28 protein-coding genes and 1 pseudogene are annotated in these 26961 nt (G+C 69.0%); 12 read left to right on the forward strand and 17 right to left on the reverse strand.

Going from position 1 to position 26961, the window contains the following annotated elements; all coding sequences use genetic code 11:
• Positions 1–4: 4 nt before the first annotated feature.
• From OG622_RS24490 to OG622_RS24510, 5 genes are read right to left on the reverse strand one after another with little or no spacing between them, the layout of a single operon-like run.
• Positions 5–991: a hypothetical protein gene (locus OG622_RS24490; protein ID WP_371578780.1), complete on the reverse strand. Its 987-nt coding sequence runs from the start codon at positions 989–991 to the stop codon at positions 5–7.
• Positions 972–2081 carry a DUF3696 domain-containing protein gene (locus OG622_RS24495; RefSeq protein ID WP_371578781.1) on the reverse strand — a complete coding sequence of 370 codons (1110 nt, stop codon included), beginning with the start codon at positions 2079–2081 and terminating at the stop codon, positions 972–974. The genes OG622_RS24490 and OG622_RS24495 overlap by 20 nt, the downstream gene beginning before the upstream one ends.
• Positions 2078–3247: a DUF262 domain-containing protein gene (locus OG622_RS24500; protein WP_371578782.1), complete on the reverse strand. Its 1170-nt coding sequence runs from the start codon at positions 3245–3247 to the stop codon at positions 2078–2080. Before OG622_RS24500 ends, OG622_RS24495 begins: the two co-directional genes overlap by 4 nt.
• Positions 3248–3257: 10 nt before the next feature.
• A complete protein-coding gene (locus OG622_RS24505) occupies positions 3258–3512 on the reverse strand; it encodes a hypothetical protein (protein WP_371578783.1) in 255 nt (84 codons plus the stop codon).
• Complete coding sequence (locus OG622_RS24510; RefSeq protein ID WP_371578784.1) at positions 3509–3952, reverse strand: ATP-binding protein; 444 nt, start codon at positions 3950–3952, stop codon at positions 3509–3511. The genes OG622_RS24505 and OG622_RS24510 overlap by 4 nt, the downstream gene beginning before the upstream one ends.
• Positions 3953–4184: 232 nt before the next feature.
• Here OG622_RS24510 and OG622_RS24515 point away from each other — a divergent pair, with 232 nt between their 5' ends.
• Both OG622_RS24515 and OG622_RS24520 read left to right on the forward strand, forming a co-directional pair.
• A complete protein-coding gene (locus OG622_RS24515) occupies positions 4185–5030 on the forward strand; it encodes a helix-turn-helix domain-containing protein (RefSeq protein ID WP_371578785.1) in 846 nt (281 codons plus the stop codon).
• 10 nt (positions 5031–5040) lie between these two features.
• Positions 5041–5244, forward strand: coding sequence for a DUF397 domain-containing protein (locus OG622_RS24520; RefSeq protein ID WP_371578786.1), 204 nt, complete (start codon positions 5041–5043; stop codon positions 5242–5244).
• A gap of 7 nt (positions 5245–5251) precedes the next feature.
• Here OG622_RS24520 and OG622_RS24525 read toward each other — a convergent pair whose 3' ends face one another.
• On the reverse strand, positions 5252–6070 hold the full coding sequence (locus OG622_RS24525; RefSeq protein ID WP_371578787.1) for a carbon-nitrogen family hydrolase: 819 nt from the start codon (positions 6068–6070) through the stop codon (positions 5252–5254).
• Between the two features lie 230 nt (positions 6071–6300).
• Here OG622_RS24525 and OG622_RS24530 point away from each other — a divergent pair, with 230 nt between their 5' ends.
• A complete protein-coding gene (locus OG622_RS24530) occupies positions 6301–7125 on the forward strand; it encodes a maleylpyruvate isomerase family mycothiol-dependent enzyme (RefSeq protein WP_371578788.1) in 825 nt (274 codons plus the stop codon).
• Positions 7126–7190: 65 nt separating this feature from the next.
• Here OG622_RS24530 and OG622_RS24535 read toward each other — a convergent pair whose 3' ends face one another.
• The 3 genes from OG622_RS24535 to OG622_RS24545 all read right to left on the reverse strand — a co-directional run bounded on the left by OG622_RS24535 (position 7191) and on the right by OG622_RS24545 (position 10068).
• Positions 7191–7958 (reverse strand): TSUP family transporter, encoded by a 768-nt coding sequence (locus OG622_RS24535; protein WP_371578789.1) that lies wholly within the window; start codon positions 7956–7958, stop codon positions 7191–7193.
• 122 nt (positions 7959–8080) lie between these two features.
• A complete protein-coding gene (locus tag OG622_RS24540) occupies positions 8081–9382 on the reverse strand; it encodes a nitrate/nitrite transporter (RefSeq protein WP_371584199.1) in 1302 nt (433 codons plus the stop codon).
• 11 nt (positions 9383–9393) lie between these two features.
• The gene (locus OG622_RS24545) at positions 9394–10068 is read right to left on the reverse strand and encodes a GntR family transcriptional regulator (protein WP_371578790.1); all 675 of its coding nucleotides are present in this window, start codon (positions 10066–10068) and stop codon (positions 9394–9396) included.
• Positions 10069–10354: 286 nt separating this feature from the next.
• On the opposite strand from OG622_RS24545, the gene OG622_RS24550 reads away from it, so the two are divergent.
• Positions 10355–11203 carry a D-alanyl-D-alanine carboxypeptidase family protein gene (locus tag OG622_RS24550; RefSeq protein WP_371578791.1) on the forward strand — a complete coding sequence of 283 codons (849 nt, stop codon included), beginning with the start codon at positions 10355–10357 and terminating at the stop codon, positions 11201–11203.
• 62 nt (positions 11204–11265) lie between these two features.
• Here the strand turns inward: OG622_RS24550 and OG622_RS24555 are convergent, their stop codons facing one another.
• Positions 11266–11457 carry a DUF397 domain-containing protein gene (locus OG622_RS24555; RefSeq protein ID WP_371578792.1) on the reverse strand — a complete coding sequence of 64 codons (192 nt, stop codon included), beginning with the start codon at positions 11455–11457 and terminating at the stop codon, positions 11266–11268.
• A gap of 6 nt (positions 11458–11463) precedes the next feature.
• The gene (locus OG622_RS24560; RefSeq protein WP_371578793.1) at positions 11464–12342 is read right to left on the reverse strand and encodes a helix-turn-helix domain-containing protein; all 879 of its coding nucleotides are present in this window, start codon (positions 12340–12342) and stop codon (positions 11464–11466) included.
• Positions 12343–12599: 257 nt separating this feature from the next.
• Between OG622_RS24560 and OG622_RS24565 the strand changes: the two genes are divergently transcribed.
• The 5 genes and pseudogenes from OG622_RS24565 (at position 12600) to OG622_RS24585 (ending at position 15405) form a co-directional block, all read left to right on the forward strand.
• Positions 12600–13043 (forward strand): ATP-binding protein, encoded by a 444-nt coding sequence (locus OG622_RS24565; RefSeq protein WP_371578794.1) that lies wholly within the window; start codon positions 12600–12602, stop codon positions 13041–13043.
• Between the two features lie 64 nt (positions 13044–13107).
• Positions 13108–13455 (forward strand): hypothetical protein, encoded by a 348-nt coding sequence (locus OG622_RS24570; protein WP_371578795.1) that lies wholly within the window; start codon positions 13108–13110, stop codon positions 13453–13455.
• Positions 13452–13706 (forward strand): type II toxin-antitoxin system RelE/ParE family toxin, encoded by a 255-nt coding sequence (locus OG622_RS24575; protein WP_371578796.1) that lies wholly within the window; start codon positions 13452–13454, stop codon positions 13704–13706. Before OG622_RS24570 ends, OG622_RS24575 begins: the two co-directional genes overlap by 4 nt.
• Positions 13707–13876: 170 nt before the next feature.
• Positions 13877–14294 (forward strand): annotated as a pseudogene (locus tag OG622_RS24580) (Bro-N domain-containing protein); the annotation flags it as partial.
• Positions 14295–14424: 130 nt separating this feature from the next.
• Positions 14425–15405 carry a Bro-N domain-containing protein gene (locus OG622_RS24585; RefSeq protein ID WP_371578797.1) on the forward strand — a complete coding sequence of 327 codons (981 nt, stop codon included), beginning with the start codon at positions 14425–14427 and terminating at the stop codon, positions 15403–15405.
• Between the two features lie 88 nt (positions 15406–15493).
• Here OG622_RS24585 and OG622_RS24590 read toward each other — a convergent pair whose 3' ends face one another.
• The 3 genes from OG622_RS24590 to pdhA form a co-directional block, all read right to left on the reverse strand.
• Entirely contained in the window at positions 15494–16963 is a 1470-nt protein-coding gene (locus tag OG622_RS24590) for a dihydrolipoamide acetyltransferase family protein (RefSeq protein WP_371578798.1), read from the reverse strand.
• A gap of 10 nt (positions 16964–16973) precedes the next feature.
• On the reverse strand, positions 16974–17939 hold the full coding sequence (locus OG622_RS24595) for an alpha-ketoacid dehydrogenase subunit beta (protein ID WP_371584200.1): 966 nt from the start codon (positions 17937–17939) through the stop codon (positions 16974–16976).
• Positions 17940–18004: 65 nt separating this feature from the next.
• Positions 18005–19231 (reverse strand): pyruvate dehydrogenase (acetyl-transferring) E1 component subunit alpha, encoded by a 1227-nt coding sequence (pdhA, locus tag OG622_RS24600; protein WP_371578799.1) that lies wholly within the window; start codon positions 19229–19231, stop codon positions 18005–18007.
• A 551-nt stretch (positions 19232–19782) separates the two neighbouring features.
• Here pdhA and OG622_RS24605 point away from each other — a divergent pair.
• Positions 19783–20946 carry a phosphotransferase gene (locus OG622_RS24605; RefSeq protein ID WP_371578800.1) on the forward strand — a complete coding sequence of 388 codons (1164 nt, stop codon included), beginning with the start codon at positions 19783–19785 and terminating at the stop codon, positions 20944–20946.
• 30 nt (positions 20947–20976) lie between these two features.
• Here OG622_RS24605 and OG622_RS24610 read toward each other — a convergent pair whose 3' ends face one another.
• Positions 20977–22548 (reverse strand): protein kinase, encoded by a 1572-nt coding sequence (locus tag OG622_RS24610; protein WP_371578801.1) that lies wholly within the window; start codon positions 22546–22548, stop codon positions 20977–20979.
• A 389-nt stretch (positions 22549–22937) separates the two neighbouring features.
• Here OG622_RS24610 and OG622_RS24615 point away from each other — a divergent pair, with 389 nt between their 5' ends.
• A complete protein-coding gene (locus OG622_RS24615; protein ID WP_371578802.1) occupies positions 22938–24581 on the forward strand; it encodes a protein kinase in 1644 nt (547 codons plus the stop codon).
• A 76-nt stretch (positions 24582–24657) separates the two neighbouring features.
• Here OG622_RS24615 and OG622_RS24620 read toward each other — a convergent pair whose 3' ends face one another.
• Positions 24658–25200, reverse strand: coding sequence for a bacterial proteasome activator family protein (locus tag OG622_RS24620; protein WP_371578803.1), 543 nt, complete (start codon positions 25198–25200; stop codon positions 24658–24660).
• A 208-nt stretch (positions 25201–25408) separates the two neighbouring features.
• On the opposite strand from OG622_RS24620, the gene OG622_RS24625 reads away from it, so the two are divergent.
• Positions 25409–25840 carry a hypothetical protein gene (locus tag OG622_RS24625; protein ID WP_371578804.1) on the forward strand — a complete coding sequence of 144 codons (432 nt, stop codon included), beginning with the start codon at positions 25409–25411 and terminating at the stop codon, positions 25838–25840.
• Positions 25841–25937: 97 nt separating this feature from the next.
• On the opposite strand, the gene OG622_RS24630 is transcribed toward OG622_RS24625, so the two are convergent.
• Positions 25938–26918, reverse strand: a complete 981-nt coding sequence (locus OG622_RS24630) for an NAD(P)H-quinone oxidoreductase (protein ID WP_371578805.1) — start codon at positions 26916–26918, stop codon at positions 25938–25940.
• Positions 26919–26961: the final 43 nt, after the last annotated feature.

Here is a 26961-nt window from a genome sequence, read left to right on the forward strand (position 1 = left end):
CTCGTCAGGTCGCCAGGTGCTCCACGAAAATCCCGATGAGAACACGGTCGTCCTGCTCGGCGAGCGGCAGGGAGAAGTGCACCCGGTCGCGGTCCCACAGGCGCTTGCCGTGCCACTCGCAGCGGTAGGCCGCGTCGCCGTGGACCACCTTGCGCTGCTCCCACGCCTTCGCGTTCTTCTTCGTGTTCGGGCTCTCGGGGGAGATGTCCAGACCCAGGGCGGAGAATCTGGCCATGACCTGGTTCTGGTCGCCACCGCAGTCGGTCAGGGTACGGCTGAAGTGGTCGTTGAGCGCTCCGAGCAGCTTCACCAGCCAGGGCAGGACCTCGTCGTAGGAGCCCTTGAAGTGGTGCAGACGCAGCGTCTCCGCGAAGAGCAGCCGCGGAAAGGCGTCCTCGGTGAGGGTGAAGAAGTGCTCGGCCGGGACGGGCTCGTGGGTGAACAGGCCTCGCCAGAAGTCCGGCGCGTCCTCCGGTGAGCGCAGCACATGCGCCTTCACCTCGTCCTGGCCCGTCTCCGTCGTCCGTGTGACGGTGACCCATCCGGACGGCCAGTCGGGCTCCTTGGCGTAGGGCGCGAGGAGACAGGACATGGCCCGGCCTTCCGCTGCTCTGGCCAGGGCGTGTGCCGTGCCCCAGGACGGTTCGCGCCAGGGACCGTCGGCCAGACGGACGGGCTGCGGCAGGTCCGCCTCGTCGGGATCCACCCGCTTGCACTTGCCCAGCAGCGTCTGCAGACGGGCCCGCGTGTCACGGGGCAGTCCGCCGTCCGGCGAGTACAGGGCGTCGATCAGCGAGACCGAGGGCCGGCACTCGACGTCGTAGGCCGCGTTCATGAACGCGGCCTTGCGGCCGTCGGCCAGTGGCTCCAATAACTTCGCGAGCGTGGCGAGGGCCTCGGGCAGATCGGCGTCCGCCAGCTCCCGCCAGTCGAAGGACTCCTCACCGACGACTACGCGGTAGTCGTCGGCGTCACCTGCTGCGTCCGGCACGGGCCAGCCTCCCCAGGTCGGTCTCGATCTGGTCGAAGAAGCCACTCGGCCAGTGGCTGAGTTCGCCCTTGTCGTTGATGGCGATGGGCAGGGTCCGGTCGTGGTCGAAGTAGTGCGTGATCATGTCCTTCGCCGGGAGGGAGCGGTCCTGGGCGACGGCGAGCCGGGCTCCGTTGAGGACATGGTCGCTGTGCGTCTCGACCAGGACCTGTACCCCGCTGCCCGCCACGCGCGCGAGGAAGCGGCCCAGCCGGGACTGCCCCGCCGGGTGCAGATGCGCCTCCGGGTTCTCCACGATCAGCAGGTCGCCCGGCTCGGTGAGCAGACCGGCGACGATGACGGGAAGGGCGTAGGAGACACCGAAACCGGTGTTGGCGGGGCGGATCTCCTCACCGCTCAGGCCCGTCTCGCCGAACCGGATGGTCCCGGCCAGGATGCCGACGGCCACCCGTGCGGTGATCCGCAGCGGACGGATGATCTCCGAGGCCCAGGCCTCGGCATGCACCCTCAGCTGTGGACCGGTCGCCTCCGGGTGGCGCAGGGGAACGCGGACCTTCGTCCGGGTGCCGACGGCTCGCGACTCGCGCAGCGCGAGGACCTGTGCCGTGAACTCACCGCGTACCCCGACGCCGATGCGGTCGGGTTCGTCGGCGGACACCGACAGGGTGTCGCGCGGGCCGAGGCGTTCCGCACAGAGGTAGGTGAAGGCAGGGTCCACGACACCCGGTCCGATACCGGGTACGACGGCCACGGGCGACCGCCGTACGTCCAGGTGCAGGGCTTGTTCGGTGTCGGGCAGGCCGAACCCGAACACCCATGATTCACCGGCCGGGCCGCCCAGTCGTACGGTGATCTCCCGTGTGTCAGCCGTCCAGTTCAGCACGTCGCGGGCCTCGCCGAGGGCCAGACCGAGGGGGCCGTTCAGCCGGACGGTGCCGCTGGAGAGGGACGCCAGCCGCGCCAGCAGCAGAGACTGGATCGCGGTGCTCTTGCCACCGCCGTTGACACCGGTCAGGACGGTCAGGGGGCGTAGCTCGAACGACTCCGACTCGAAGCGCTTGAAGCCCCGGATCTCCAGAGAAGTGATCACCGGCCGGCTCCGGCGTCCGCGACGGCGGCCTTGAAGCGGTAGTCGACGCGATGACGGTCGGCGGTGGAGGAGGTGATGGCGTTGAGGTAGGTGACGTCAGTGGTCATCCGCTCCCGCGCGGCCTGCACGATCGCCTTCCGGCGCGTTCGCAGATCGGCGGTGGTGTGGTCGGGATCGGCCAGGGCGAGCGACCAGCTCTCGAACATGGCTCGGTTGATCGGACGACGGTAGTCGTCGCCCTTCGGCCACTTGCGGAAGGCGTGCTCCCCGAAGACCAGGTAGGCATGGGTCATCGCCCGGTCGAAGGCGGCCTCCAGCGCCGCCACCCGCTCGTCGGGGACCTGCTTCGGATCGTCGAGCATCTCGGTGGCGTCCATCAGGAACAGCTCCATCATGGGCCGCTCCTGGTAGGCCTCGATGTCCTTCAGCCAGAACGCGGCGAACCGCAGCGCCATCTCCCGGTCGTTCATCCGGATGTGGTTGGTCAGGCGGCCCCCGGTGGCCTTGGCGAAGGCGTCCGTGTGCGTCATCCGGTGCAGGATGTCCCTGCTGCGCGGACTGCTCATGCAGTGTCGGATCTCCTGCGCGTTCAGCGGGGTCCCACCGGTGTTGATCCGCTTGAAGATCTCGTATGTCACTCCGCGCGGTGTCGTCGGATCGATCACGTTGACGATCAACTGGGTGTTGTTGATCCGCCGCTGGAACGGCACGGGGAGATCGGTGAAACGCAGGTCTTTCAGGTCTCTCAGATGCTCCAGCTTCCCGAGGGCGAAGCCGTTCTCGCCGCCCCGGACGAACGCGTGCAGCGTGGAGAGCCGCTGAAGGCCGTCGACGACCCGGAACGACCCGTCCGCATCCTCCGCGAAGTAGAACGCGGGCAGCGGGATCTGGAGCAGCAGGGACTCGATGAGCAGGGACTTCTGGTCGGCGCGCCAGACCTGGAGACGCTGGAAGTCCGGAGCGAGTTCGATGGAGCCCTCGTCGATCTGGTCGAGGATGTTGCGCAGGGAGAACTGGCTGGTGTTCACCCGGATCTGGTCGGGGTTCCACGGCCGTTGGATCCGCTCGGTCTCCTCACCGGGGTCCTCGACCTCGATGTCAGTGGCGTGTCCCTCGAACACGTCCTCCACCACGTCCGGAGTCGTCTGCGCGCCATCCATAGCCATGCGGGCCATCCTAGGGGCGGGTGATCGAGCGGATGGAGGAGTTGTACCCATCGCCTCCACCCGGCTCGGGTGTGGGATCGCACCGGTCGGCGGCGATCCTGAGGACCTCCGCCAGGGACTCGACCAGACGGCGGGCGATCCAGCGCAGTTGGTCGGCCGTGAGACATGCGTCGTCGTGCACCATCGGCCGCGCGAGGCCCAGGACGACGGCCGCCGATTCGAGTTGCCGCTGCTGAGGGTCGGGCGGGCGCGGCTCGTCGGTCATGGCGCCGCCATGCGCCGTACGGGCAGGTCCACGGGCAGGTCGAACCACACCGCCTTGCCCACCGGGTGCGTCGGGCCGCCGTACGGGATGTCCGGGCCGTGCCCCCAGTGGCCCTCGGTAAGGGCGTCCACCAGATACAGCCCACGGCCGCCACCGCACTCCCACGTCCGTGCCGTCAGTTCCCTTGTCACCGGCGGGTTCTCGTCCCCGTCGTACACCACCACCCGGAGCCGTCCCTCCTCCACGGCCAGCCACAGCACGGTGCCGTCACCGCCCTTGGCGTGCACACAGGCGTTGGTGACGAGTTCGGAGGTACAGAGGATGGCGTCGTCGACGAGGGTGCGGTCCAGGCGCAGCGTGTGCAGGACGGTGGCGACGAAGTCGCGGGCGATGTGGGGGGTGGTTTCGAGGGGTGGGCAAATGAGGGTGTACGAGGGCATGGGGCATCAACTCCGGTGAGGGGTGAGGGGCTTGCACGCCTCTGTCCGCGTTGCTGTCCGGCGCCCCGGTGTCGATGGTCGGGGTGGCGCTTCCAACGTGGGGAGGGCGTGCGGGAGTTGCGGATGAGTGACCAAATGGGCACCCTCCGTGAGGTACGTTACGACGCTAGCGGAGCAAGTTGCGCCGCATCAACTTGTTCCGCAAATCGGAGCGGATCGTGAGGAGGACGGCATGCCCCCGAGGCTCAACCCCACAGCGCGCCAAGCGCGACTCGGAGCAGAACTGCGCAAGTTGCGCGAGGCCGCAGGCGTATCGAACCGGGAGACCGCCGAGTTCCTGAACACCAGCCCGACCCAGATCAGCCACATTGAAGCGGGGCGCTCCGGGATCAGCCCGGAGCGGCTGCGTCGACTCACCACCTTGTACGCCTGCGACGAAGCACAACTCGTGGACGTACTGTCCGAGATGGCGGCTGATCGCGGTAAAGGCTGGTGGGAGGAGTACCGCGGAGTCCTGTTGCCCGGGGCACTAGACCTCGCCGAACTGGAGCATCACGCCTCGTACATCAATCTGTTCGAAGCCGTGCACATCCCCGGGATTCTTCAGACCGAAGACCATGTGCGCGCAGCCTCGACCTTCGTGGCCCCAGACCTACCCGAGAGCGACCGTGAAGCCCGGGTCTCGTTCCGCATGAGACGCCAGGAGGTTCTCGATTCGGGCACGCCTCTCGACGTGATCATTCATGAAGCCGCGCTGCGCATGCGCGTCGGAGGTCCCGGAGTCGCCCGCGCACAGCTCCAACACATCCTCAAGGCCGCCGAACGGGAGAACATCTCCCTGCGCGTGATCCCGTTCCAGGCCGACGGCTTCGCAGGGGCTGGTTTTCCCATGCAGTACGTTGGCGGAGTCGTCCCGCAGTTGGACACCGTGCAGACCGATACACCGCACGGCGTGGTTTTCATCGACGCTTCAGCCCAACTGCGTTATTACCGGAGCCAACTGGAGCGCGTTGACAGCGCCGCACTCCCACAAGACGCTTCCCTCGACCTCATCCGCCGTATCACGCAAGAGCTGTGAAAGGTTGCCGATGTCCTCCACACCCCGCTGGCAGAAGTCGTCGTTCTCCGGAGGCGCGGAGAACACGTCCTGCGTGGAGATAGCCACCGCCCCCACCACCCTCCACCTACGAGAGAGCGACACTCCGGCCACGATCCTGTCGCCCACCCCCGTCGCCCTCCACGCACTACTCACCACTCTGCGCAACGGCCCCCGAACCGCACCGCAGGGCTGAACCCAGCTCAACGACGCGGTGGCTCCAGTCCCAGCAGCCTGTCCTTCAGGGCCGGGAACTGCTCACGCGTGGCCGCCACCCTCGTCGGATCGAGCTCCACCGTGAGGACCTCCTCGTCGCGGCCCGCCTCCGCCAGCACCTCGCCCCAGGGGTCGACCACGATCGAGTGACCGGCCTGGGGAACTCCCGCGTGCGTACCGGCCGTTCCACAGGCGAGTACATAGGCCTGGTTCTCCACGGCCCGCGCCTGCGCCAGCAGTGTCCAGTGCGACCGCCGCCGCTCCGGCCACCCCGCCGACAGCACGAACATCTCGGCGCCGGCGTCGACGAGCCCGCGGAACAGCTCGGGGAAGCGGAGGTCGTAGCAGGTGGCGATGCCGATGGTCGTGTCGGGCAGGCGGAGCGTCACCAGTTCCGAGCCCGCGCCCATCAGCACGGCCTCGCCCTTGTCGAAGCCGAAGCGGTGGATCTTGCGGTAGGCGGCGGCGAGGTCGCCGGACGGTGAGAAGACGAGGGAGGTGTTGTAGAGAGAGCCGTCACCCGCGGCGGAGCCGCTGCCGGAGGCAGCGCGCTCGGGGATCGAGCCCGCGTGCAGCCACACGCCCGCGTCGCTCGCCGCCTTGGCCATCGCCTCGTACGTCGGCCCCTGCAGCGGTTCGGCCGCCTCCGCGAAGGATTCGTACGCGAACGCGCCGGTGGTCCAGAGCTCCGGAAGTACGACGAGATCGGCGCCGGCCTGGCCCCGTACCAGCGAGGCCACGCGCCGCCTGCGCGAATCAACCGATTCGTCCTCATCTACACCGATCTGGATGAGCGAGGCGCGCACACTACCACCGTCCTGGCATTCGAGACGTCCACTCCGGCCTACGATCGTCACACCAAAGCACTGCCGGGGTGCCTCACAGCAGCGTAACTTAACGTCTCAGAACACCCACTGACAGCCGCCGACGCCCACTCACCGCCGTCAACGCCGACGCCCCTACCGAAACCCGCCACCCACATACTGATACGCATCGACCGTACTGACAGGTACCGACCGCCCGAGGGGTCCCGTTCGTGAGTCTGCATCCCACTCTTCAGCCCTACGCCGACGCCTGGACCCACTCCGTGGACGCGATATCCGAGCTGGTGACGCCGCTCGTGGAGGGTGAGTGGAACCGGCGGACACCGTGCCCCGCCTGGTCGGTGCGCGATGTGGTCTCCCATGTCATCGGCCTGGACAGCGAGATGCTCGGCGACCCGCGGCCGATCCACACCCTCCCGCGCGACCTCTACCACGTACGGACCGAGCACCAGCGGTACATGGAGATGCAGGTCGACGCCCGCCGTCACCACACCGCGCCGGAGATGACCTCCGAGCTGGAGTACACGATCATCCGGCGCAACCGCCAGCTGCGGAACGAGTCCCGGGACCCGGGTCACAAGATCCGCGGCCCGCTCGGCACGGAGCAGACCCTCGAACGCGCCATGCGCAACCGCGCCTTCGACGTGTGGGTCCACGAACAGGACCTGCGCGCCGCGCTGGGCCGGCCGGGGAACCTGGACTCGCCGGGCGCGTACGTCGTCCGTGACGAGCTGCTGTCCGTACTGCCGAAGGTCGTCGCCGAGGACGCGCAGGCGCCGCGCAGTTCGGCCGTCGTCTTCGACGTGCACGGCCCGGTGGAGTTCATCCGTACCGTCCGCGTCGACATGCAGGGCCGCGGCACCCTGGAGACCGCTCCCGCGCTCGGCCCCGCCGCCAGCATCACCCTCGACTGGGAGACCTACGTCCGCCTGGCCTGCGGCCGTGTCACCGCCGACCTCGTCGCCGACCGCGTCAAGGCCGAGGGCGACCCCCACCTGATCGCGGCGATCCTGCGCGCGTTCGCCGTGACCGTGTAGATCTCAACGGCGCCCCACCCGGCGGTCGCACGCGCCCGCACGGCGCCCGCACGGCCGGGGCGCGCTCACGCGAACTGGTCGAACGCCATCTTCGTCACCATGCCCACCACCACGACCACCAGCACCACCCGGACGAAGCCCGAGCCCCGTTTGAGCGCGGTTCGGGAACCGAGCACCGCTCCGGCGATGTTCCCCACGGCCATGCCCAGCCCGAGCGCCCACAGCACGTTGCCCTGCCAGGCGAACACCGCGAGCGCGCCCAGGTTGGAGGAGGCGTTGACGACCTTCGCCATGGCCGCGCTCTCCAGGAACTGGGTGGCCAGGAGCGTGGTGAAGGAGATGATCAGAAAGGTGCCGACGCCGGGGCCGAACACCCCGTCGTAGAAGCCGATCCCGACGCCCGCCAGAAGGACGGCCGCGATACGGCGACGCCGGGTCACCGCCGCCTCCGGGTGCCGCACGCCGAACGACGGCTTGACCGCCACCAGGAGCGCCACGCCGACGAGCAGCGCCATGACAGCGGGGCGGAAGAGGCCGGTGGGGACGTTCGCCGCGAACAGCGCGCCCAGGGCGCTGGACGGGACGGCGAGCGCCGCGGCCGGCAGGAGTATCGAGCGGTCGAGCCGGGTCCGCCGCTGGTACATGTACGCGGCGGTCGCGGTCCCCATGACAGCGGCGACCTTGTTGGTGCCCAGGGCCGTCGCGGGCGGCGCCTGCGGGAACGTGAGCAGCAGCACGGGGATGAGCAGCACCCCGCCCCCGCCCACCACCGCGTCCACCCATCCGGCCGCCGTCGCGGCGAGCAGCAGCCCGAGTACGTCGATGACATCCATGGCGATTCCCCCCGTAGCCCACAGAGCTTGATCAAACTACGGGGCGGATCACCGTCTTGTAAGGGTTGAAAAGCGCCAGGGCACCTGACGAATCAAGACAGCAGTGTCAGGGAGCAAGCGCCTTACACCGGTACGTGAACCGTCTCCACCCGGCTCGCCACCAGCCGTTCCCGTTCCCGGCGGGCCGCGCGGCCGCGCAGGCGGAAAATCTGGGTGAGGCCGAGGGCCTGGAGGACGAAGACCGCGGAGAAGGCGACGCGGTAGTCGTCGTCGGTCAGGTCCAGGAGGACGCCCACCGCGAAGAGGGTGGTCATCGAGGCGACGAAACCACCCATGTTGGTGATTCCGGAGGCGGTGCCCTGACGCTCCGGCGGGTTCGCCGGGCGGGCGAAGTCGAAGCCGAGCATCGAGGCCGGGCCGCAGGCGCCGAGGACCGCGCAGAGGACGATCAGGAGCCACATCGGCGCGTGCTCACCGGGGTACAGGATCGTGGTCGCCCACACCACCGCCGTCGTGAAGACCGTACCGAGGGCCAGCGGCAGCCGCGCCGCGTGGTGCCGGGCGACGATCTGGCCGTACACCAGTCCGACGACCATGTTGGACAGGACGACGAGAGTGAGCAGTTCACCGGCGGTGCCGCGGCTGAGACCCTGCGCCTGGACCAGGAACGGCAGCCCCCACAGCAGCAGGAACATCATCGCCGGGAACTGGGTGGTGAAGTGCACCCACATCCCGAGCCGGGTGCCGGGCTCCCGCCAGGACGCCGCGATCTGCCGCCGTACGAACGCGGCCCCGCGGTGCGGGAACGGCTCCGGCTCGTGCCCCTCGGGATGGTCCTTCAGGAACAGCAGGGTCAGGACCAGGACGACGAGACCGGCGACCGAGCTGCCCGCGAACGCCGCCGTCCAGCCCACCCCGTGCAACAGCCGGGCCAGCAGCAGCGTCGAGACCAGGTTGCCCGCCATGCCGACCAGGCCCGCCATCTGAGCGACCATCGGCCCGCGCCGGGCCGGGAACCAGCGGCTGCCCAGCCGCAGCACACTGATGAACGTCATCGCGTCGCCGCAGCCCAGCAGCGCCCGCGACGCCAGCGCCGTGCCGTACGACGGCGACAGCGCGAAGCCGATCTGGCCGGCCGTGAACAGCAGGATGCCCAGGATCAGCACCTTCTTGGTGCCGATTCGGTCGACCAGCAGGCCGACGGGTATCTGCATGCCTGCGTAGACCAGCAGCTGGAGTATCGAGAAGGCCGACAGCGCGGAGGCACCCACCTGGAAGCGGTCGGCGGCGTCGAGGCCGGCCACGCCCAGCGACGTACGGAAGATGACGGCGACGAAGTAGACGGAGACGCCCACACTCCAGACGGCGAGGGCGCGACGGCCGCCGGGCGGATCCCCGGGCAGGGACCCGGCGGACGACGACATGGCGGGGCGGCTCAACGGACCTCACCCCGCGCCAGCATGGAGAACCAGCTGACGTGCCGGTGCACGAGCGCCACGGCCGCCTCCGCGTCATTCGCGCGCAGCGCCTGGAGGATCTCCTCGTGCTCGCTGAGCGTCTTGGTGATGCGGTCGGGATGGGCGTGCATCACGGCGACGCCCATACGCAGCTGCCGGTCGCGGAGTTGGTCGTAGAGGCGGGAGAGGATCTCGTTCCCCCCGCTGCGGACTATCTCGGCGTGGAAACAGCGGTCGGTGACCGCGGCGCCCGCCAGGTCTCCGGCGGCGGCCTGCGCCTTCTGCTGCTCCAGGAGGCTCTCCAGGCGCTCGATCAGCCGCGGCGAGGCCGGGACCGTCTTGCGGACCGCGTGCTCCTCGACCAACTGCCGGGTCTCGACGACGTCCGCGATCTCCTGCGCGGAGACGGGCAGCACCAGGGCGCCCTTCTTCGGGTAGAGCCTGATCAGCCCCTCGGCCTCCAGCCGCAGCAGGGCCTCCCGCACCGGCGTCCGGGACACCCCGACCGCCTCGGCCAACTCGCCCTCGGTGAGCAGCGTGCCGCCCTCGTAACGCCGTTCGAGAACACCCTGTTTGACGTGGGTGTAGACACGGTCGGCCGCGGGGGCCTGCTTCACGGCGGGGGCGGGGGTGGCAGCTGGCGCGGTGGGCATGCCCACAGCTTAGATACAACACGTACCCATGGATGGCGGTCGTCCACGATCCGGACGAAATCCCACCGTGAACCTGTCGGAGGAGTGTGAAATGGACTTGAATTGACCCCCGCGCCACCCGGAGCACATCCTTTTGTGCTACTCGTTTGTCACACGAGAAGCGGCCCTGCATGCCCGCAACCGGAGCCCAAGTGGCCGCGCTCCACAGACATTTGACGCAATCGGGGTACTTGACTTGATTACCGCCATAAAGGGCGTACGTGTCCGCAGAGCCGCTGCAGTCGTCGTGACCACCGGTGCGATGATCGCGACCGGAGTCGTCGGCTCCGCTCCCGCACAGGCCGCCCCCGCGAAGCCCACGATCACCGCCAAGGGCGGGTTCGTGATGAACAACGCGACCGGCAAGACGCTGTTCACCAAGGCCGCTGACACCAAGAGGCTCACCGCCTCCACCACGAAGATCATGACCGCCAAGGTCGTGCTGTCGCAGTCGAACCTGGACCTCAACGCCAAGGTGACGATCAAGAAGGCGTACAGCGACTACATCGTCGCCAATGGCGCCTCGACGGCCAACCTGATCGTCGGCGACAAGGTCACCGTCCGTCAGCTGCTGTACGGGATGATGCTGAAGTCGGGCTGCGAGGCGGCGATGGCGCTGGCTGACAAGTTCGGTTCCGGCTCGACGGTCTCGGCCCGCACCAAGAACTTCATCGCCAAGATGAACACCACGGCCAAGAGCCTCGGCATGACGAACACGAAGTTCGACTCGTTCGACGGCATCAGCAAGGGCGCGAACGCCTCGACTCCGCGTGACCTCACCAAGCTCGCGCGCAACGTCATGAAGAACTCGACGTTCAAGACCATCGTGGCGACGAAGTCGTACACGGCGAAGACAGTCACCGCGTCCGGCAGCACCCGCACCATGGCGGCGTGGAACAACACCAACGAGCTTCTCGGCTGGAAGGGCACGATCGGCATCAAGACGGGCTCCGGCACCGAGGCCAAGTACTGCCTCGTCTTCGCCGCGACCCGCAGCGGAAAGACGATCGTGGGCACCGTCCTCACCGCCACCAACGCGACCACCCGCATGGCGGACGTGAAGAAGCTGATGGACTACGGCTTCGCCACGCTGTAGCCACAACAGCACCAGCATGACGAAGGGGGCCGTCGCTCGACAGCGACAGCCCCCTTCGTGGTTCAGCCCCGAGTCCGCCCCACATGGTTGGCAAACGATGCCCACGCCCTTGGCGTGAGCCGGAGTATCGGCCCGTCCGGGTCCTTGGAGTCCCGGACGGCGACGGCGCCGGGGATGTTGCGGGCGACTTCGACGCACTCGCCGTGCGCATCGCCGCTGCTGTACGTAGACCTCGTGAACTCGAACCCGGGCATGTCGGCCTACATCTCCTTGCGGATGCTGTCGATGAAGCTGAGGGATTCATGCCGCGCCATCCCCAGCTGGGTGAGGCGATCGAAGATCGCGTTGTGGCGCGCGGCATCAGTTTCACTCTCCAGCCAGACCTTCGTCGAGACGGTATCCGCCTGTACGAGGTCCAGGGCACCCGGCTCGGCGAAGGAAACCACAGTGAAGGCACTGGTCATCCCCGGGTGGGCACCCGCGAAGAACGGGACGATCTGCACCCGCACGTTGGGTAGTTGCGCCGTTCCGAGGAGGTGGTCCAACTGGGAACGCATCACGTCTCGCCCGCCGACCCACTGCCGCAGCGCCCCCTCATGCAGCATCACCCAGAGCTGCACCGGGCGCTCACCGGTCAGCCGCGCCTTGCGAGCCATCCTCGCCTCGACAAAGGACTCGATTTCACCGGCGTCTTCCCAGGTTCCGTTACCCACCGCGAGGGCCCGAGCATAGTCCGGCGTCTGCAAGAGGCCCGGGACAAAGGTGAGTTGCCAGGTCCGTAGCTCTGTGGCGATGTCCTCCAAGGCGACGTACTCCATCTGCGCCTTCAGCTGGGGGTATTGGTTCCACCAACCCTGGACCCTGCGTCGGTCTCGGTCGGCCTTCGCGATGGCCAGCAGCCTACCGATCACCAACTCGTCCTTCTCGCCGTACAGATGGCAAAGTGCCCTGACGTCAGGATCCCGCAACGGCACTTGGCCGCGCTCTATCTTCGCGACCTTCGTGACGGACGCCGTCAGCGCCTCGGCAGCATGCGCTTGGCGCAATGAGCACGCCTCACGCATGCGTAGCAGCTCTCCGCCAAGCCTGCGCCCCAGGACGGTTGTGACAGTCCGCCCACGGTCAGGGTTGTTGCCCATGCAGCGATCCTTCCAGCTGAGTGACCCCAGTCTGTAGGTCCTCGGAGCACCTCACAATCTTGGCAGGGATTTTTCTGCCACGTTCGATTGCTGCCGAAGCTCGCTCGGCGCTACGGTCGGTATCCGGTCGCCCACTCAGTGACACCAGTTGGCGGAAGGCACCGTACTGCCCAAGCCAGGGCCTGGACGGCAGAGCCACCACCCCACCCACCTGGTCACCGCCACGGGCACCCGGTAATGCACAAGGAGGTGCGCCCATGACCGATTCCTGTCCTCCCCCCTTCAACCGGCCCAAGGCCCACGAACGCTACGACGCCGTCAGCTACGCCCCCACCCCGGGCAACATCCCCGCCGCCCGCAGGCACGTCGCCCAACTCGCCGTCGACTGGGGCCATCCCGGCGCAGCCGGCGACGCGGCGCTACTCGCGAGCGAGCTGTGCACCAACGCTCTGCTGCACGGGCGCCTGCGGGACCGGCTGTTCCGCGTGGAGACGTCCCTGAACGGCAACGCGCTGCGCGTCGCCGTCACCGATCCGAGGGGTGAACGGCTGCCGGAGGCCCGCACAGCGGAGGACAGCGACCAGTCCGGGCGCGGGCTGCTCATCATCCGCGCCCTCGCCAGCCGCTGGGCCGTCGAGAAGCTCACCGTGGGCAAGAGGATCTGGGCGGAGCTGGACGTTCCGGGAGGAGCGGATGCGTAGGCTCCTCGGCCGTCTCCGAAGGTGCCGCGGCGGTACCTTGGCCGCACGGCGAAAGGGGATGCAGATGGCAGCCGAGTGGCAGAACGCGGTGACAGAGGCTCTGGAAGCCACGGGATTCAACAGCGTGGTCGTCCAGCGCAACGTCGACGGCATCGGGGCGGCCCTGCGAATCGACCACCGGGCCGACTTCTACGCGGAACTGGGCTCCCTCGCCGACTCCGCCCGCTTCGAGGCCTTCCTCAACCACTGGTGGACCCAGGCACTCGCCGACTCGGCGCCCGACGAGGACGCACGCGAGCGGGCAATCGAGTTCGCCGACGTGACCGTGTCCCTGTACGCGCGATCCGCAGGTGGACCCACATCCACCCAAGCCGAGATCGAAGCCCTCGTCGCCGGAGCGGAAGCCCCTTGAGCTACACGATCATCTGGGAGCGAGCCGCTTCCGAAGGCCTCAAGCGGCTCCGGGCGCGCGACGGCGGCGCCGTGAAGCCTCTCGTCCAAGCGATCAACGCACTCGCCCGGAATCCCGAGCCGGCCACGAGCGGCAAGCTCGGCAATACCAACCTGAGACGCCTGCGCGTCGGCGTCTACAGGGCCACGTACGAGATCGACGGTGACACCGTCTCCGTCAAGATCCTCATGGTCGGCAGCACAGCCGTTTGACCGACAGCGGAACAGGACAGGGCTATCCCTTCGCGCGACGAAGGGGCAGCCCTCTTCATTTCATGTTCCGCATGCCCAACACCAAGGCGATCCGACTGAATCACAAGCCGAACAGCCAGCGTCGGCGACTTCGTTACACGGCTACCGAGGCCCGCGTCCGCCGACTGACCATGCCGGACGGGACGCACTGGTTCCCGGCGGTGGATGTCTGCAAGCAGTTGGGCTACACCACGCCGCGAAAGGCTCTCCTCGACCATGTCCCAGAGAAGCATCGAGACATTCTTGAGACAGTGACTGGAGGTCACTGTCTCAGCATTCCAGCAGGTAGAGAGTGGTGCCGAGACCTTAACCTCACCGATCTCCAGGGGCTGATCCTTCTCGTCAGCGCCTGCACCGATCGGAATGTATCCCTTAAAAGTCGGTCGCCGAAGTGATCGAGACCGTGCGATGGATGGCCCCTACACTCTTGAGGAGGCTGAGGTAGAGCCCGCCGAGCCAACCCCCCTCGCCTACGCCATGCCCGAGCAGGTCGCCGAAGCCATCGTCCGGCTCGAAGAGCGCAACCTTCGGGCGAACGAGCAGTTTGCGTGGCATAGCACAAATCGCTGGCTGGATCGCAAGCCGAACAGCCGATCTTCCCTCGCAATGGGGAACATCGTTTATCTGGCTGGCATATTCGAATTCCTCCGCCCTACGTTCCGGGGCGGAGGTGGTTCACATGATCGAACCCAGCATGCACCAACCCGACCCGCGCACGCAGCAGGATGCGCTCGACGTCGGCGACTTCGTCTACGCGGCCACCGGAGCCCGCGTCCGCCGACTGACCATGCCTGACGGGACGCACTGGTTCCCGGCGGTGGATGTCTGCAAGCAGTTGGGACACACCAACTCTCGGCAGGCACTCTCCGACCATGTTCCAGAGGAGCACCGAGAGATTATTGAGACCGTAACTGGAGCTTACGGTCTCAGCATTCCCGCAGGTAGAGAGTGGCGTCGAGACCTGAATCTCATCGACCTCCAGGGGCTGATCCTTCTCGTCAGCGCCTGCACCAAAGCCGAATGCGCACCGTTCAAACAGTGGGTCGCCCAGGTCATCGAGACCATTCAGCGAGAGGGCTCCTACACGCTGGAGGAGGCCGAGGTACAGCCCACCGGGCCGGGCACCCCCGTCGCCTACGCCATGCCCGAACAGGTCGCCGAGGCCATCGTCCGGCTCGAAGAGCGCAACCTTCAGGCGGACGAGCAGCATGCAGTCGCACAGCACAAGTCACTCGCTCTGCAACAGGACACACTGGAGACCCAGCGCACCATGCTGGAGACACAGCGCGCCACACTCGCCGCCCAACAAGCCATCGCCCAGGCCATGGAACGCATCGCGAACAGGCTCGACACCCTCGCGCTCGACCGGCCGGCACCCGCCCCCGAGTTCTCGACGCAGCCGACCACGGAGTCCGTGCTGGCCGACTGGCGGAAGCGGTTGTCGGTGACGGAGGACGTGTGGACGGTGGCCGTGGTGATCGCCCCGGTGCTCGTCGAGGAGGGCGAGTTGCGTCAGCCACTGGAGGCGATCGCGGCCCGTACGGGGCTGTCGGTGCACCGCGTCAACGAATGTATGCGGATGCTGCGCAAGCACGCCTGCATCCATCCCCAGGGGGCGACGGTGGAAGGGGCACCGGTGTATGTGCTCAGCCCACGCTGACGGCGTCTGAGGGACTCACATAGAAAGGGCCGACCGCAAGGCAAAGTTGCGGTCGGCCCTTTCGTGCTGAGCTTATCCGGTCACGCTCTCACGCCCAGGTGATCAGCCTCTTCGGCTGCTCAAGAATCGCCGCCACATCCGCCAGCACCTTCGAGCCCAGCTCCCCGTCCACCAGCCGGTGGTCGAAGGAGAGCGCCAGGGTGGTGACCTGACGGGCCTTCACCTTGCCCTTGTGGACCCACGGCTGGAGCTTGATCGAGCCGACCGCGAGGATCGCGGACTCGCCGGGGTTGAGGATCGGCGTGCCGGTGTCGATGCCGAAGACGCCGACGTTGGTGATGGTGACCGTGCCGCCCTGCATGGCGGCCGGTGAGGTCCGGCCCTCCTTGGCCGTGGAGACCAGCTCGCCCAGTGACTCGGCCAGCTGGGGCAGCGTCTTCGCGTGGGCGTCCTTGATGTTCGGGACGATCAGGCCGCGCGGGGTGGCCGCCGCGATGCCCAGGTTCACGTAGTGCTTGACCACGATCTCCTGGGCCGCCTCGTCCCAGGAGGCGTTGATGTCCGGGTGGCGCTTGATCGCCACGAGTAGCGCCTTGGCGATCAGCAACAGCGGATTGACCCGCAGGCCCGCCAGTTCCCTGTCCTGCTTCAGCTCCTCGACCAGCTTCATCGTGCGCGTCACGTCGACCGTCACGAACTCCGTGACGTGCGGCGCGGTGAACGCCGAGCCGACCATCGCCGCCGCCGTGGCCTTCCGGACCCCCTTGACCGGGATACGGGTCTCCCGCGCGCCGTCGTACGACGCCACCGGCGCCGGGGCGACAGCGGGCGCGGCCGGGGCCGAGGGCGCCTCCACCACGGGCTCCGGGGCCTTCGGCGGGGCCACGGCCGCGTGGACGTCCTCGCGGGTGATGACGCCGTCCGGACCGGACGGGGTGATCGTCGCCAGGTCCACGCCGAGGTCCTTGGCCAGCTTGCGGACCGGCGGCTTCGCCAGCGGACGCTGTCCGCCCGGGGCGTGACCGTGCCCGTTCAGCTCGCCCTGGACGGCCTGGATCGCGGCGGCCGCGTACAGGGTGTCCTCGGCGGGCGCCGCCGTGGCCGGAACCCCCTTGCGGGGGCGGCGCTTCGTGGACGACTCGGCGACCCCGTAGCCGACGAGGACCGGCTTGCGGCCCTCGATCTTCTTGGCCGCCGGCGCGGGCTTCGCGGCGGGCGCGGCAGGCGTGGCGGGCGCGGCTTTCTCGGCCGATGCCGATGCCGACGCCGCTTCCGAGGCAGGGGCAGGGGCCGCGCCGCTCGCCACGTCCACCGCGATGATCGACGTGCCGACGTCGACCGTGGTGCCCTCGGGGAAGTGCAGTGCGCGTACGACACCGTCGTACGGGATGGGCAGTTCGACGGCGGCCTTGGCCGTCTCGACCTCGCAGACGACCTGGCCGTCGGTGACGGTGTCACCGGGCTGGACGTACCACTTGAGGATCTCGGCCTCGGTGAGTCCCTCGCCCACGTCGGGCATCTTGAACTCGCGCGGAGACGTGTCTGTCATCGTCGTCACGGACCTCTCCTCAGAACGCCAGCGAGCGGTCGACGGCGTCGAGCACCCGGTCCAGATTCGGCAGGTACTCCTCCTCCAGGCGGGCCGGCGGATAAGGGGCGTGGTACCCGCCGACGCGGAGGACGGGGGCCTCCAGGTGGTAGAAGCACCGCTCGGTGATGCGGGCGGCGATCTCCGCGCCCGAGCCGAAGAACACCGGGGCCTCATGGACCACGATCAGGCGGCGCGTCCTCTCCACGGACGCCTGGATCGAGTCGAAGTCCAGCGGGGACACCGACCGCAGGTCCAGGATCTCCAGCGCCCGGCCCTCCTCGGCGGCCGCGTCGGCGACCTCTTGGCAGAGCTTCACCATCGGGCCGTACGCGGCGAGCGTGAGGTCGGTGCCCTCGCGGACGACACGGGCCTTGTGCAGCGGACCGGGGATGGCCTCCGGGTTGACCTCGGCCTTGTCCCAGTAGCGCCGCTTGGGCTCGAAGAAGATCACCGGGTCGTCGCTCTGGATGGCCTGCTGCATCATCCAGTAGGCGTCCGACGCGTTCGACGGCGAGACCACCTTCAGGCCCGCCACGTGCGCGAAGAGCGCCTCCGGGGACTCGGAGTGGTGCTCGACCGCGCCGATGCCGCCGCCGTAGGGGATACGGATGACGACGGGGAGCTTGACCTTGCCCAGCGAGCGCGCGTGCATCTTGGCGAGCTGGGTGACGATCTGGTCGTACGCGGGGAAGACGAAGCCGTCGAACTGGATCTCGACCACCGGGCGGTACCCGCGCAGGGCCAGGCCGATGGCGGTGCCGACGATGCCCGACTCGGCGAGCGGGGTGTCGATCACCCGCTCCTCGCCGAAGTCCTTCTGGAGGCCGTCCGTCACCCGGAACACACCGCCGAGCTTGCCGACGTCCTCGCCCATGACGAGGACCTTGGGGTCGGCTTCGAGGGCCCTGCGCAGCGATTCGTTGATCGCCTTGGCGATCGCCATGCTCTTCACGACGGAATGCCCGGCGGTCTGCCCTGCCGTCTGCGCGGCTGTCTGCGTGGTCATCGCTACTTGCCCTCCTCTACGTCCACATCGGCGAACGACGCCTGGTACGCGGCGAACTGGGCGCGCTCCTCGTCCACGAGCGCGTGTCCGTCCGCGTACGCGTTCTCGAAGATGGCGAAGTGGTCCGGGTCGGGCATGGCACGCACCACTTCGCGCACTCGCTTTCCCAACGCCTCGCTCTCCGCTTCGAGTTCCGCGAAGAATCCCTCGTTCGTGTCCGTTTCGGATTCCAGGTAACCGCGCAGACGCGCGATCGGGTCCTTGGCCTCCCAGGCCACCCGCTCGTCGTCATGGCGGTAGCGGGTGGGGTCGTCGGAGGTGGTGTGGGCGCCCATGCGGTAGGTGTAGGCCTCCACGAGGGTGGGGCCCTCGCCCCGGCGGGCGCGCTCCAGCGCCCACTTGGTGACCGCGAGGCAGGCCAGCACGTCGTTGCCGTCGACGCGGACGCCCGGGAAGCCGAAGCCCTGGGCACGCTGGTACAGCGGGACGCGGGTCTGCTTCTCCGTGGGCTCCGAGATGGCCCACTGGTTGTTCTGGCAGAAGAACACGACCGGCGCGTTGTAGACCGCGGAGAAGGTGAACGCCTCGGCGACGTCGCCCTGGCTGGACGCGCCGTCGCCGAAGTAGGCGATGACGGCCGAGTCGGCGCCGTCCTTGGCGATGCCCATGGCGTATCCCGTGGCGTGCAGCGTCTGGGAACCGATGACGATCGTGTAGAGGTGGAAGTTGTTGCTGCTCGGGTCCCAGCCGCCGTTGTTCACGCCGCGGAACATGCCGAGCAGATTGGTCGGGTCCACGCCGCGGCACCAGGCGACGCCGTGCTCCCGGTAGGTCGGGAAGACGTAGTCGTCCTCACGGGTGGCCCGCCCTGAGCCGATCTGGGCGGCCTCCTGGCCGAGCAACGAGGCCCACAGGCCCAGCTCGCCCTGGCGCTGCAGGGAGGTGGCCTCGGCGTCGAAGCGGCGGGTCAGCACCATGTCGCGGTACAGGCCACGCAACTCGTCGGTGGTGATGTCGGCGACGAACGGGTCGTACGCCGCGTTATCTGCGTGCTTGACGCGCTTGCCCTCGGGCGTCAGCAGCTGAACCAGTTCGGGCTGAGCGTCGGTCGGCTTCTTGGCAGCGGCGCGCCTGGTGCCGGTGGTACCGGCCGCCTTGCTGCCGGTGGTGCCGGTCTTGCCTGCGGCGCTGCGTCGCGGCTTGCGCGCGGCAGTGCTCTCCACGGTCACGTGTGCTCCTCCGTCGGTCCGGCCCTCGGGGTTGCCGAAAGACCAGTGCGGCTCGCCTGATCCCGGTAACCCGTGCACGGGGTGGGTGCCCTTGGCCGGGAACAGACGTGACAGGTGCCCCGGCGAGCGCCCTGCACGAGGCACGTTACCCAGTGCTCCACATTCCTGTGAAACCCCTATTGACCTGCGATTTTCCTTGGATTTCCAAGTAATTCGGTACTAGGGGGTCCAAGTAAGTCGCGTCCGTAGGGAACACCTGCTGGTCACAGCACTGGTCACAGCCTGGCAGGGGGCCGGAACACGGGCACGTTATCCCGGCCACCCCGGCCACGGGAAGAGTTCGCCGGAGGCGGGCCGTGAGATCGGCCGTGGAAGTTGCTCCATCCGTGAAGACGACTGAACCCGCCCGGTTCCTCGTGGGCACGGCGGCCGCCCCATCCGCACGTCCGCACGTCGAGCCACAGTTCGGTTCTGCGCACTCCGTGATCGGTAACGACTGTGCGTGACAAGCACGAGATCAGCGGCATGGCGTGTGCCCTAACATCTGGCGCGTGCCGCGCTCATCTGTACCACCCGCTGTGCTCCACGCGCCCCCGCTGGGCCCTCTGCTGAAGCGGTACGCCGCCGGATCCGCACTCACCTGTGAACCTGTCGACGAGGGGCTGCTCAACCGCGGCTACCGGCTCTCCACCACCCGCGGCCGGTACTTCCTCAAACACCACTTCGATCCCGAGACCGCCGACCCGGCCGCGATCGTCCGCCAGCACCGGGCCACCCAGCGCCTCGCCGAACTGGGCGTGCCGGTGGCCCCGCCCCTGACCGGGCGCGACGGGCGCACGGTCGCGGTCGTCGGCGGCCATGCCTACGCCCTGCACCCGTGGATCGACGGACGGCACCGGCACGGCGGCCAGCTCACCCCCGGGCAGTGCGGCCGCCTGGGGACCCTCCTGGGTGTCGTGCACGCGTCCCTGGAGCGGGTGATGCCGGCGCGGGAGGGGGTCGCTCCCGTACGAACGCGGCTGATCCCGGCGCAGCGGCAGCCTCGGGAGGGAATGCCAGCCGAAAGCCCCCGTACGGCAGACCGCGCGGGGACCCCGGGGGCCACGGGGGTCTTGGGGGCCATGGACACCGTCGGGTCCGAGAGCGCGGATCCCGTAGACACCTTCGCCCTCATCGACGCTCTGCTCGACCGGGTACGGCGGCACCGGCCGGCCGACACCTTCGACGCGCTCGCCCGGCACCGGCTGCTGGAGCGGCGGGAGCTGCTGGAGCGGCAGGCGGAACGGCGGCCGCCCAGGGGCGGTTCGGTGGGGTGGGTGCACGGGGACTTCCACCCGTTCAACGTGCTCTACCGGGACGACGTGCCCGATGTGCCCGCCGCCATCCTCGACTGGGACCGGCTCGGTGTGCAGCCGCGCGCGGAGGAGGCGGTCCGGGCGGCGGTGATCTTCTTCGTGCGTCCGGTCGGCGCCCTGGACCTGGCGAGAGTACGGTCCTACGCGCGCGCGTACCGGCGTTCCGCGGGCGCCGCCCCGGCCGAACTCTCGGCCGCCGTGCACCGCGTGTGGTGGGAGCGGCTCAACGACTTCTGGATGCTGCGCTGGCACTACGAGCGCGGCGACACCCGCGCCGACCCACAGTTCCCCGCGGCTTCGGCGTTGGCGGTGTGGTGGACGCGGGAGTACGACGCGGTGTGCGAGGCGTTCGTGGAGTGACCCGTGGAGGGTCACTCCGCCCGCCCGGGATCACTCCTCGTCGTCGCCGACACCGCCCGGCAGACCGGCGGTGTCCCCGCTGCCGCCGTCGTCAGGGGTCTCGGTCACCGGGCTCTCCGGCTCCTCCGAGGGAGTCGGCTCCTCCGTCGTCGGCTCCTCCGTCGTCGGCTCGTCCGTCGGGCTCTGCGTCGGGGACTGGCTGAAGGACGGGGACCGTGTGTACGACGGCGTGTAGTCGGGGTCGCCGCCCGAGCCGGTGTTCTCCTCCGTCGTCTCCTCCGTGGTCTCCTCTTCGCTGGGCGACTCGCTGGCGTCCTTGTCCTTGCTGGACGTCGAAGCCGTCGGAGACTTCGTGGTCTCGGTGCCGCCGTCGGTGCCGTTGTTGCCGCTGTTCAGCGCCAGCGCGACACCCGCCGAGATGGCGATCACCGCGAGCACGGCGAGGATCCACAGCTTGCCGCGGCCGCTGCCCCGGTTGCCGTGCCCGTCGAAGCCGCCGTCGTCCCGGCCGCCTCCGCCGTACCCGGGCAGGATCGGCTGCGCGATCTGCGAGGTGCCCGACTCCCCGGGGTGCGGCATGACCGTCGTACCGGACATACCGCCCGGCGGCGTGTGCCGGCCGTCGTGCGCGGCGACCGGCCCGGTGTTCCAGGTGCCCGTGTGGCCGCCCTGGTCGTACAGCATCTGCAGGCCGTACTGGATGAGGCCGCGCATCTCCTCGGCCGTCTGGAACCGGTCGTCCGGCTCCTTGGCGAGGGAGCGCATGACGAGACCGTCGAGCTCCGGCGGCGCCGCCCCCTCCGAGACCTCGGAGGGCGGCATCGGGATGTCCTGGACATGCTGGTAGACCACCGACAGCGGGGTCTCGCCGATGAACGGCGGCCTGAGCGCAAGCAGCTCGTAGAGCAGGCAGCCGGTGGCGTACAGGTCGGAGCGGTGGTCGACGGCCTTGCCGAGCGCCTGCTCCGGGGAGAGGTACTGGGGCGTGCCCATCACCATGCCGGTCTGCGTCATCGTCGTCGACGCCCCGTGCAGGGCGCGCGCGATGCCGAAGTCCATCACCTTCACGGCCCCGTTGTCGGTGATGATGACGTTCGCCGGCTTGATGTCGCGGTGCACGATGCCGTGCTGGTGGGAGTAGGCGAGCGCCTCCAGCACACCGGAGACGATGATCAGCGCCTGCTCGGGGCCGGGCGCCTCCGCGTTGATCAACAGATCGCGGATCGTGCGGCCCTCGACCAGCTCCATGACGATGTACGGCACGGGGGTGCCGTTCACGACGTCCTCGCCGGAGTCGTAGACCGCCACGATCGAGTGGTGGTTGAGACCGGCCACCGCCTGGGCCTCACGCGTGAAGCGGGCCTTGGAAATGGGGTCCTCGGCCAGGTCGGAACGGAGCAGTTTGACCGCGACCGTACGGCCGAGGCGCACGTCCTCGGCCGCGAACACCTCGGCCATACCGCCCCGGCCGAGTCTGTGGGTCATCCGGTACCGACCGTCACCGACAAGCCCGCCGTTGCCCCACAACTCCGGCGCATCCGACATGCCGCTGCCAGTCGCCTCGGGGTCGGACGGGCCCTGAGAGCGCTGCTGCTGTGCCATCAGTCCTCGCCGTCGTTTCTGCCCGCGGTCCGCGCGGTACTTGTTACGGTCTCCGTCGGCCACGCTACAGCCTTCATGCAAGCGGCCGGTCCGGGTTGGATGCGCGACGGGTTCACGACGGATTCAAGGTGGATTCAAAGGTTGGTCGGCCATGAAACCCACAGCGCGCTCACTCGTGCAAGTTCTGTGTACCGGGCGTACGCCCCCTGTAACGCTTCCGCGACGCTTCTTTCGCGTACGGTCACGGATCGGGCACCGCGCTTGACGTGTCGGTGCCCTGGGGCAGACTTGGCCGGGAATAGCACAAAGGATCACCAGCAGTTCGGGGATCACCGATCGCGGGAGCCACGCCAGCAGCTTTCGCGCGCGCCGATGGGGGACGCAGGAAGATGAGCCAGGACGCCGCACAGGGCCGGTACGCGGGTCGGTCGCTAGCCGGTGGCCGCTATCAGCTGCGTGACCTGCTCGGCGAGGGCGGCATGGCCTCCGTCCACCTCGCGTACGACTCGGTGCTCGACCGACAGGTCGCGATCAAGACACTCCACACCGAGCTGGGCCGCGAACAGGCCTTCCGTGAGCGTTTCCGCCGTGAGGCGCAGGCCGTGGCGAAGCTCACCCACACGAACATCGTCTCGGTCTTCGACACCGGCGAGGACGAGATGGACGGCCTGACGACGCCGTACATCGTCATGGAGTACATCGAGGGCCAGCCGCTCGGTTCGGTTCTCGACGCGGACGTCACCCAGGTCGGCGCGATGCCCGCCGACAAGGCGCTGAAGATCACCGCGGACGTGCTGGCGGCGCTGGAGATCAGCCACGAGATGGGCCTGGTCCACCGGGACATCAAGCCGGGCAACGTGATGATGACCAAGCGCAACATCGTGAAGGTCATGGACTTCGGCATCGCCCGCGCCATGCAGTCGGGCGTCACGTCGATGACGCAGACCGGCATGGTCGTCGGCACCCCGCAGTACCTGTCGCCCGAGCAGGCCCTCGGCCGCGGCGTCGACGCGCGCTCCGACCTGTACTCGGTCGGCATCATGCTGTTCCAGCTGACCACCGGACGGCTGCCGTTCGAGGCGGACTCTCCGCTGGCCATCGCGTACGCGCACGTCCAGGAGGAGCCGGTCGCTCCCTCCTCGATCAACCGTTCCCTGCCGCCGGCCGTCGACGCCATCGTCGCCCGCGCGCTGAAGAAGAACCCGAACGAGCGGTTCCCGAGCGCGGAGGCGATGCGGGACGAGTGCCTGCGGGTGGCCGCGTCCCTCCAGCCCGTCGCGCCGAGCATCGTGCCGGGCGCGCAGACGTCCAGCGGCGCCGGGGTCTCCGCCGCTGTCTTCCCGCCGATCGACCACACGGGCGCGCCGCAGTCGGGCAGCGTCCAAACGCCGTACCAGCCGCACGCGACGGGCGGATACGGTCCGCCGACGCCCGCGCCCGCCCCTTCCTACGGCTACCCGCAGCAGGGCGGCTACCAGACGCCGCCGCAGACGGCCGCGTACGCACCGCAGCACGGGGCGGCCACCCCGCCGCCGTACAACCTGACGCCCCAGCCGTCGTCGCTCTCGGCCGGGCGTTCCGGAGGCGGGAAGAGCAACAAGGGCGTGATCGTGGGGGCGATCGTCATGTCGGTCCTCGCGGTCGGCGGTCTGATCGTGGCGCTCAGCCTGAACACCGGCAGCGAGGCCGAGGGCGGCGACAGCGGCGCGGAGGTGTCCGCCTCGCCGACGGTGGTCGAGGGGCACAAGGGCCCGGACACGTCGAAGGCCATCGAATCGACCGAGTGCACGGAGCCCACGGAGTCGTACAACGACCCCGACAAGATCGAGCTGCCGGACTTCACCTTCAAGAACATCGACTCGGTGAAGAAGTGCCTCCAGGCCGCGGGCTGGGTGGCCGACGTGCAGAAGGTCGACGAGAACACGTACGGGGAGGGCACGGTCATGGAGCAGTACCCCACGGCCGACGAGGACGTCGACCCCAAGGACATGCCCTCGATCATCCTCAAGGTCTCGACGGGCGACCCGGCCTGACGCGTCATAGGAAGGGCCCGGCACTTCGCGTGCCGGGCCCTTCGGGTACGTGTGGGCGGTGGGGGTCGGCCGGGGGTTAGAGGTACGGGCCGCCCGAGCGGCCGATCGTCCGCGGGTCGTCGTCGTCCTCGTGTCCGCCGACGCCGGGCGGCAGCGCGCGGCGCATCTGCTCCAGCTGGGCCCTGGCGGCCATCTGCTGGGCGAACAGCGTCGTCTGGATCCCGTGGAAGAGGCCTTCGAGCCAGCCGACCAACTGGGCCTGCGCGATCCGCAGTTCCGCGTCGCTCGGGATCGCCTCGTCCGTGAAGGGCAGGGAGAGCCGCTCCAACTCCTCGACGAGCTCGGGCGCCAGACCGTCCTCCAGTTCCTTGACCGAGCTGGCGTGGATCTCCTTCAGCCGGGCCCGGCTGGCCTCGTCGAGGGGGGCGACCCGTACTTCTTCGAGCAGCTGCTTGATCATGCTGCCGATGCGCATGACCTTGGCCGGCTGTTCCACCATCTCCGTCACCGGGATTTCGCGGGAGCCCTCGTCTCCTGCGCCGCCCACCGCCATTCCGTCCTGGCCCACGACCAGGATCTGGGGCTGTTCGGGCGACCGTTCGTTCCTCGGCATCTCCATGCCGCCATTCTCTCGCACACCTACACCTCTACACTCTGGTGCCCCCCACACAGGGTGATCCACCGTTTACGTACCAACTGTCCGTTTCCTGGCCGGGGGCCGGGGACGGCCGGGGGCCGGGGACGGCCGGGGAAGCCGGGGGCTTCGATCGGATCACCGACTGCCGGGCCGGGATGCCGGGGTGCGGGTGGCGTGTGAGTCTGGGGGCGTGGCTCCTTGGCTGCGCTCGGCGCGCGTGACGGGACTGGTCCTCGTCCCGGGACTGCTCGTGGTCCTGGTGGCGGGGCCCGTGCCGCGTGTGTACGCGGTCGAGCCCGACCCCGCGACGTCCTGGGCCGGCAGCCGCGCGGGCGAGGGTCGGGAGCGGCCGGGGCGGCAGGACGCCGGGCCCGTGGAACCGGAAGGCGAGGCGTACGCGCCCTCGGAGGAGGCCGCCGCCGAATCGGACGGCCCGGACGCCACCATCGCCCCCGAGCCGTCACAGAACGCCGCTCTGCCCTTCCCGACCGCCCCACCCGGAACCGGCGCCGCGACCGACGAGGGACCCGTCCTGCAGGTCGTCTCCCTCGGCGGCGGGCTCGTGCTCATGGGCCTGGGCCTCGGTCTGGCCTTCGTCGGGCTGCGGATAAGGCGGTACTGAGCCGGGTCGAGCAGTGCCGAGTGCGCTGCCCGGGTCCCCTCGCAGGGCCGCGCAGAGCCGCGCGGGGACTTGTCACGGTGTTGGTGTTGCGGCCGGTCTACGGCACCACCAGCAGCACCTTGCCGATGTGGCCGCTCTCCTCCAGTACCCGGTGGGCCGTGGCCGCGTCGTCCATGGGGATCTCGCGGTCGACGACCGGGCGTACGTGACCGCCGTCGATCAGCGGCCACACGTGCTCGCGTACGGCGGCGACGATGGCGGTCTTCTCCTCCAGCGGGCGGGCGCGCAGCGAGGTCGCGCTGATCGCGGCGCGCTTGGCGAGGAGTGCGCCGATGTTCAGCTCTCCCTTGATACCGCCCTGCATGCCGATGATCGCGAGGCGGCCGTTGACGGCGAGGACCCGGACGTTGCGGTCGAGGTACTTGGCGCCCATGTTGTCGAGGACGACGTCCGCGCCCCTGCCGTCCGTGGCCCCGCGGACCTCCTCGACGAAGTCCTGCTCGCGGTAGTTGACCAGGATGTCGGCGCCCAGGGCGGCGCACTGTTCGAGCTTCTCCTTGGTGCCCGCCGTGACCGCGACCTTCGCGCCGACGGCCTTGGCGAGCTGGATGGCCATCGTGCCGATGCCGCTGGAGCCGCCGTGCACGAGGAGGGTCTCACCGGGGCGCAGATGCGCGATCATGAACACGTTCGACCAGACCGTGCAGGTCACCTCGGGCAGCGCGGCCGCCTGTGTCAGGCCGATGCCGGCGGGCACGGGCAGCAGCTGGGCGGCCGGAGCGACGGCCTTCTCCGCGTAGCCGCCGCCCGAGAGCAGCGCGCACACCTCGTCGCCGACGCTCCATCCGGCCACACCGGGCCCGATCTCCGCGATCCGCCCGGAGCACTCCAGGCCGGGGTAGGGGGAGGCGCCGGGCGGAGGGTCGTAGAAGCCCTGGCGCTGGAGCAGGTCGGCGCGGTTCACCGCGCTCGCCGCCACCTCGATGAGCACTTCGCCCTCGCCGGGCACCGGGTCGGGGACCTCGTCCCACACCAGGGCCTCGGGTCCACCGGGTTCGGGAATCGTGATCGCATGCATGAAGGGGACGCTACTCCTCGGCTTGCGTGCCATGCCCCCGGTC

Origin of the sequence: Streptomyces sp. NBC_01314, assembly GCF_041435215.1 — a bacterium.
Classification (GTDB): domain Bacteria; phylum Actinomycetota; class Actinomycetes; order Streptomycetales; family Streptomycetaceae; genus Streptomyces.